The sequence below is a fragment of the Candidatus Marinimicrobia bacterium CG08_land_8_20_14_0_20_45_22 genome (genome assembly GCA_002774355.1).
Classification (GTDB): Bacteria; Fidelibacterota; UBA2242; order UBA2242; family UBA2242; genus 0-14-0-20-45-22.
Genome location: PEYN01000077.1, coordinates 1 through 7,322, shown reverse-complemented (window position 1 = coordinate 7,322; position 7,322 = coordinate 1). Strand labels below are relative to the sequence as shown.

Below are 7,322 nucleotides of genomic sequence, written 5' to 3'. Positions count from 1 at the left end.
TAAACTCATAAACAAGTTAGACATAATTCTTTAAAATTTCCTCAAAGTAAATTAACAATTGCGCATAAATAATTCCCCAATCTTCGTAAGTGTGGGTCCACTTCCGCTCGATGTCCCGGACGGCGAGAAAGATTAGTTTGAGAAGGGCGTTTTCAGTTGGAAATGCTGGACGTGTTTTTGTCACTTTGCGAATCCCTCGGTTAAAACTCTCGATTGGATTGGTCGTATAGATTAGTTTCCGGATCGCTGGCGGGTATTTATAAAAGGTCGATAACTCAGGCCAGTTCTTTCGCCATGATTTGGAAATATACCGATATTTCTGATCCCATTTCTCTTCGAATAAAGCCAACTCCGTCTCTGCCTGATCGAGGGTTGGTGCCGTATAAATTTTCTTCAAATCTGCGGCTACTGCGCTCCGTTCTTTCCAGGGTACAAACTTAAGCGAATTGCGTATCTGGTGAACAATGCATTTCTGGATTTCAGCCTTCGGGAATGCCGCCGCAATCGCATCCGATATACCCGTCAGATTATCCACTGCAAAGATCAGGATATCTTCTACCCCCCGGTTCTTCAATTCATTCATCACCGTCAGCCAATATTTAGACGATTCGCTTTCACCCACATAGAGTCCCAGACAAGATTTGTTCCCGCTCAAATCCATACCGATAACCAGATAAACCGTCACATTCTTAACGATGCCGTCCAGACGCAGTTTAACGACAATACCATCCATAAAAACGATCGCATAAAGCCGCTCCAAAGGCCGGCTCTTCCCGACTGTTCGGGATGTCTCGATCACTTTGTCCGTAATGGCGCTAACCGATTCCGCTGAGAGGTCATAACCGTATATATCATAAATGTGATCCCGGATGTCACGCGTCGACATCCCTTTCCCGTACATGCTGATCACCTTCATCTCTAAACCCGATATATCTGTCTGACGCTTCCGCACGATCTCCGGATCAAATGCTCCCAGCCTATCCCGAGGCGGAGATAACTCAATCTCTCCCAGGTGGCTCTTAACCGTCTTCTTCCCGTGACCGTTCCGGTAATTGCCACTCTTCTCTGCCAACTGATCGTGTCGATCATATTTAGATAATCCCTTAGAAATTGACCCGATCCAGATATTGTTTGATTTGTCTTTAAAGATGCGGGTGATATTTTCGCACGGAATGGAGAATGGGTTATCTGGATTATGTCGATACTCTTTAATAAACGTTTTTTTCTTTTTATTAAAAACCCGGATGCCATATTGAAAGACGCCAACCCATAAATTCCCTTCATTGTCCTCACAGATTGATTGAACGGTATTGGGACTGATGTTATCAAATCTTTTAGTGGAGTAAACCTGATAGGTGTTGGACTGCGGATGGAATTCAATGATTCCTCCATTGGAACTACCGAGCCAGAGCGTACCTTCAGAATCTTGGTATATAGAACTGATAAATTGATATTGTTTATTATCAATTTTCCGTAGCGATTTGAACGTAAAAGTGTAATGCTTAAAATGTCCTGTCGCGGGATCGAAACGATTTAAACCTTTCGTAGTCCCGACCCACATATTACCCGATTGATCTTGAAAGATTGATTTAACGTGGTTGTTGTTCAAACTCAGCGAATCTTTTGGATCGTTCCGATAATGCAGAAAAGTATTTGTCCTTGGATCGTATCGGTTTAAACCATCGAGTTGCGTACCAATCCAGATATACCCGGATCGATCCTGATACAAACTGGTAATACGGTTGTCGCTCAGCGTGTTGATCGTGGTTTTTTCTCTTTGAATGGTTTTGAATTTATTCACAGGAAGTCCCTTGAATAATCCATTTAGAATATTCCCGATCCAGATCGTGCCGGAATGATCTACTAATATACACTGAATATTTTGAAAAGTTATTCCCGGAAACGGATTATTATCTTCTGATGAATTGATGATTTTGCCACTTTCCCGATCTAATAACCCGAGACCATTTTGTGTATTTCCAAGCCAAAGGTTATTGCGATCATCTTCACTAAAAAATATGACATGATTTTTGATAGTGTCAGGTTTTATTTTTAGATTTCTAAATGTCTGAATCGTTCGGCGTTGTGGATCGTATTTATAGAAGTAACTATCCTTTTGTGATCCGAACCAATAACAATGCTCTCGATCTTCGAACATTTTCCAAACTATTTTATCGTTAAGAAAATTCAATGGTTTTTCATCGACAATCGAAAACTGATCGTTGTTTTTACGATACTTATATAAGCCATAATTCGTTAATATCCACAACTGGTTTTTCGAATCAATAAATATTTGATAAATAACAAGATTGATTGTGTGCTCGTTTACGTTTCCATCAATGATTGGAGATTTTTTTGAAGGATGAGAAATAGGGTAAGACTTGAACGTGTTGGTCGATCTATCGAATCGGATGATATAATCAGAATAGATCATCCAGAGATCGTATCGCCAACCATTCATTATTTTTAAAATTGAATGGGTCTTTGTCTTGGGTATAGTAAGTGTATCTGGTAAATAGTAATTTATAAATTTCTCAGTATTCCTGTCAAATCTGCAAAGGTAACCGTTGTTGGTTCCAACCCAAAGATCGCCTGTTTGATCTTCCACTATCGAATTTACTTTATCAGTAGGAAGGCTTTTCGTATCGTTTTCGATATGATGAAATCTTTTAAATTCATATCCATCATATTGGTAGAGCCCGTGATAAGTGACTATCCAGAGGAAGCCAAAGCGATCTTGAATCATTGAAATTAATTTTGGCATCGCAAAATTTGGATCAATCGGCACATTTTCAAAGCGCATGACCGGTTCGGTCTTTCCGTAATTTAGAGCGAAAAAGACAAGGAGGAGTAATAAAGTCCGAAGGCATTTATGTCGAATAGACCAGAACAGCAATTTCTGATGTCCGTAACTCATCTGAAGTAGTTTGCTCTAAAAGCGAGGTAGTCGGAAAAACTATTTGAATTTATGAGTCTTATTTGTACCATTTCAAAATATAATTTAATGATTAATCTGATGATGCAAATATGAAACTTGAGGAGTGTATGTTAAATCCAAAGATTTCTGAAAGTCATTGTAATTTGTGAATAGGATTTTTATATTTATACGATTTTTTAAATGAAAGGTGCACCGATGAAATTAAGAATATTTTTTATGTTATCAATTTTAATTGGAACGGCCGCTTTGTTTGGCGGTGATTTGTTCTTTAGCGAATATATCGAAGGTTCGAGCTATAACAAGGCTATCGAGATATATAATGCCACCGGAGCGGCTGTCGATTTGAGTCACTATACGGTCAAGCAGGCAAACAACGGTTCCGGTTGGGGCTGCTTTACAGATGGCGGTGTGACATCAGAAGATACTCGTTATATATTACCGCTAAGCGGAACATTAAATGCCGGTGACGTTTATGTCATTTATCACAACAGTGCCGCTACTGAGATAAAAAATGTTGGTAATATTGGATTCTCGTATAATAGTACTCCCAACGGTGGAAATGGAGACAACGTACCAAATTATAACGGTAATGATGCTCTGGGGCTTTTTAAAGATGGGATTCTTATTGATGTAATTGGAGTTCCGACCACTGATCCCGGAACAGCATGGGCAGTTGCCGGGACAGCGAGTGCGACTGCTGAACATACGATTATCCGTAAGCCAACAGTAATGCAGGGAAATACAGACTGGACTACATCCGCAGGAACTTCTATAGATGGTTCTGAGTGGATAGTATATGCTCGAAATACTTTCACATATTTAGGTTCGCATGTTGTTGAAGGTGGTGGAAACGTTGCTCCTATGGCTTCCGCCGGTACTGATTGGGTAGAACGCTTTGATGCGACGATAACGCTGGATGGCTCGGCCAGCACCGATCCGGATGGTTCGATTGTCAGTTATTTGTGGATGCAATTATCGGGAACTTCAGTCACATTATCGGCGAACAATCTTGCGACAGTTACCTTTACCTCACCGTCCAGTGTAGCCGAACTGGTATTTGAACTGGTCGTGACCGATGACAGTAGTGCGGTAGGAAAAGATACAGTGACGATCTATGTCGATCCGAGCCCAATAATAATCAGCGAATATGTTGAGGGTTCTTCCAATAATAAATATCTGGAAATATACAACGCCTCCGATGTTTCCATTAATCTTAGGGATGGAGGCTATTCGATCAGGAAAGCGACAAATGGTGCTAGAATTTTCGCCACTGATAATGAGTTTATCGATTGGGGAAACTTCGCTACGTTGGCCAGCGGACAGACATTAGTGCTTGCTAATGAAAGTCATGTAATCTATACAAATCCTGATACTGTTGTAACTGGCACATATTCGGTGATGAGTTTCAACGGTAATGATGCGGTTGGGCTTTTTCGAAATGGACTCTTAGTTGATGTCGTCGGCGAACCAGACAACGATGCAGATATTATTTTGGATAAAACTCTCAGAAGGAAGACTACGGTTTTATATGGCAATTCGACTTATAATCTGAATGAGTGGGATGAATATGGGACGGACAACGTCGACAATCTCGGCTTTCACAGCACTAATCCAAACGCGCCGCAAATTTCCCAAATTGTCACCACGCCGGAATTTGTGACTTCCGCGAACGAAATCACGGTAACGGCAACCATAACGCCGATCGTTGGAACTATTTTCGCCGCGAAAATCTGGTACGGTTCTGCTGGCAGTTTAGTGAATTCTACCGATATGTGGCTGGATACGGGCGATACCTGGACGGGCGCGATTCCTTCGCAGACCGGCAATAGCATTTTGGAATTCAAGATTACCACTGAAGACGATTCGTCTCCTGCGAACGCTTCCCAATCCTCAGTCCAGTCGCTGGTGATCGCCGCCGATCCGCCGGCTACAATCAGTTCGATCCATACGAACATTGCGGCTCTGAGCGGCAAACTTGTCACGATTAAGGGCGTCGTCACGGTCGGCGCCGGGCCACTGAATTCCACGAAAACATCTGTTTATATTCAGGACGCTTCCGGGCGCGGATTGAATTTGTATGACACAAAATACTATAGCGACCTTTCGCGCGGAGATGAACTAATGGTCGTCGGTTATGCCGAATTGTACGGTACAACCGTTGAAATAACGGATTTTCAATATCAGAAAACCAATACGGGCGTCGCACTGCCGACAGCGCAGGAAGTAACCGTCGCACAGGCGAACAGCAGTGATTGGGAAGGTACGTGGATTTCCATGGTTGGACAAATTGAAGATTTTTGGATTTCCGGCGGCGGTCAGAGCGTTAAAATCAAATCCGGAGCGGATTCGATCATCGTTCGGATTTGGAATACGACCGGCATCGACACAACGGCTTATCTACGCGGAAATACGTACCGATTCAACGGCATTGGCAGTAAATATACCCCAACAAGCGGTTCGGCCTATTATCAGGTTCTGGTATCTTATCTGGCAGACATCACGCTTGTCGGCAATCGGACGGAACCGGAACTCACGCGACCTTTGAAATTCGCACTGAATCGTGCTTATCCGAATCCGTTTAATGCAACGACTAAATTGACGTGGCAATTAGATAAGAGCGGCGACTATGAACTGGCAGTTTTTAACATGCTGGGTCAAAAAGTTGAAGTTATCGGAAGCGGCTATGCCGACGCCGGTTCCTATACAAAGATTTGGAACGCGAGCCGTTTACCGTCGGGTGTTTATTTCGTCCAACTGCGGTCGCAAAACAAACAACAAACTCAAAAATTGATGTATTTAAAATAACGCATGAAAAAATTTGGTCTTGCACTCGTCTTGTCTGTCGCGCCTGCGCTTTTATTGGCCGGCGCCGATCATATTCTGATCTCGGAAATAGTCCTCCAGCCGAGCAGTAGTCCCACCAGTCACGCGGAGTATGTCAAACTGTATAATCCGACTGACAACGCCGTTGATTTGACGAATTATTATCTCACCGACGCAACGGATACTACTAACGATAAATTTTATTATCGATTGCCGGAAGGCGCAAATTTTTGGAGCGCCGGCGGTTCGGATTTCATCGCGAGATTCCCACAGGGATTTTCTATCGCGGGAAAATCAGAAGTGATCATTGCAACGGGAACCGCATCTGCCTATCAGACTTATTACGGAACCGAGGCTAATCTTTCGATCAAAGGTGATTTTCTGCAGGCGATTTCCGGGCAGACTACGAAAGGAACTGCGCCGTATTACCTCGACAACTCCAAGGAAACGCTTGTGCTGTTTTACTGGGACGGATCGAGCTCGACCGTGAAAGATGTCGATTATACATTGTGGGGCGACCTGAGCGGCGCCGTTGACAAATCCGGCGTTTCTGGATACGTCAGCGAAACGCCTGTCAATCAGCAGAAATTCATGCCAACGCATGTCGATGGTCAAAAACTTCAACGGATCAGCGAGGAAGGAAGCGAGCCTTCATCCGGTGGAAACGGAATCACCGGACACGATGAAACCGGCGAAGATCTTTCAGCGACATGGCGAGTCGTTTCCGTCGGCTTCACAAAACCTAAACTCGCCAGCATCAGCCATACACCGACAAACCCAACGACCTCGGATTCGATTAAATTCATGGCGGACGTAACAGACGATACGACTATCGTCAGTGTTCAGTTGATTTACATCATCGATCATAATCAGAAAACCGCAACAATGAATCTGACGACCGGCAATACTTATTCGGTAACGCTTCCACCGGTTTCGACTCCCGATACGCTTTATTATATCGTTCGGGCGGAAGATATAACCAATCTGATCTCGACTTCCAACCTGGACATGGTTTTGATCACGACACCGCCTGAACCGCTGACGATCGCAAAAGTTCGGGAAAATTGGAGTGAATATTTAGGAACGACGGTGACGCTTCGCGGTGTTGTTACCATCGGCAAGGACATTTTACGCACTAACCAAATTTCGGGATATTTTCAGGATTACACCGGAAAAGGGTTGAATTTATATGAGTCGCTGAACGCGTCAATCACTTTGGACCGTGGCGATTCTATCGAAGTGACCGGCGGATTGGAAGAATATAATGGTGTGTATGAATTGACCGGTTGGGGAAGCAGTCTCAAAACGCTGGCAACCAATGTACCGATTTCAGGCATTGCTGAAGTTCTAATATCAGATATTTTGGCCGATCCATCGAAATGGGAGGGAAGTCTCGTTTTGATCAAGGGCGAAGTCGTTGAACGCGCTGACAATATCGGTGGCGGAAGCAACGTCGTTATTGAAGATGTTTCTGGCAGGATTACCGTTCGCATTTGGAATACGACCAATGCGCTATTCAACAGTTTGGGCATTTTAGTCAATACGCATATGGATTCGTTAT

Annotated in this window: 3 protein-coding genes; 2 read left to right on the top strand and 1 reads right to left on the bottom strand. The window is 43.5% G+C overall.

Going from position 1 to position 7,322, the window contains the following annotated elements; translation table 11 throughout:
* Positions 1-16 precede the first annotated feature (16 nt).
* Positions 17-2,917, bottom strand: a complete 2,901-nt coding sequence (locus COT43_04965) for a hypothetical protein (protein PIS29026.1) — start codon at positions 2,915-2,917, stop codon at positions 17-19.
* Between the two features lie 201 nt (positions 2,918-3,118).
* Between COT43_04965 and COT43_04960 the strand changes: the two genes are divergently transcribed.
* On the top strand, positions 3,119-5,743 hold the full coding sequence (locus tag COT43_04960; GenBank protein ID PIS29025.1) for a hypothetical protein: 2,625 nt from the start codon (positions 3,119-3,121) through the stop codon (positions 5,741-5,743).
* A gap of 3 nt (positions 5,744-5,746) precedes the next feature.
* Positions 5,747-7,322 (top strand): hypothetical protein (locus tag COT43_04955; GenBank protein PIS29024.1); only part of this gene is annotated, 1,576 nt, incomplete at its 3' end.

Excerpts from the sequence above, each read along its gene's own strand:
- COT43_04960 (PIS29025.1), top strand. The coding sequence starts at position 3,119 with ATGAAAGGTGCACCGATGAAATTAAGAATATTTTTTATGTTATCAATT.
- COT43_04965 (PIS29026.1), bottom strand. The coding sequence starts at position 2,917 with ATGAGTTACGGACATCAGAAATTGCTGTTCTGGTCTATTCGACATAAA.